Raw genomic sequence first — 622 nt, forward strand, 5'->3', positions numbered from 1 at the left:
ATCGTGGTGCTGGCCGCGCTGACCAACGCGCTGCGCGTGGTGGACAAGCGCATCGCCGACGTACGGGTCGTCATGTCCGGTGCGGGCGCCGCCGGTACGGCCATCCTGAAGCTGCTGCTGGCCGCCGGCGTCAAGCACGCCGTCGTCGCCGACATCCACGGCGTGGTGCACGCCGGGCGGGCGGACCTGGTCGACGCGGCCCCCGACTCGGCGCTGCGGTGGATCGCGGACAACACCAACCCCGAGGGCATCACCGGCACCCTGAAGGAAGCCGTGCGCGGCGCGGATGTCTTCATCGGCGTCTCGGCACCGAACGTCCTCGACGGTGACGACGTGGCCGCGATGGCCGAGGACGCGATCGTCTTCGCGCTGGCCAACCCCGACCCGGAGGTCGACCCGGGCGTCGCCCGCCAGACCGCAGCCGTGGTGGCCACCGGCCGTTCGGACTTCCCGAACCAGATCAACAACGTGCTGGTCTTCCCCGGTGTCTTCCGCGGCCTGCTGGACGCCCAGTCCCGCACCGTGAACACCGACATGATGCTCGCCGCCGCCCGCGCCCTCGCCGACGTCGTCGCCGAGGACGAGCTCAACGCGAACTACATCATCCCCAGCGTCTTCAACG

At 70.9% G+C, this 622-nt stretch carries 1 protein-coding gene; it reads left to right on the plus strand.

Going from position 1 to position 622, the window contains the following annotated elements; genetic code table 11:
- A partial coding sequence (locus tag HG542_RS34105) for an NAD(P)-dependent malic enzyme (protein WP_304414306.1) occupies positions 1-622 on the plus strand: 622 nt, incomplete at both ends.

This window comes from Streptomyces morookaense (assembly GCF_013030945.1).
Classification (GTDB): Bacteria; Actinomycetota; Actinomycetes; order Streptomycetales; family Streptomycetaceae; genus Streptomyces; species Streptomyces morookaensis.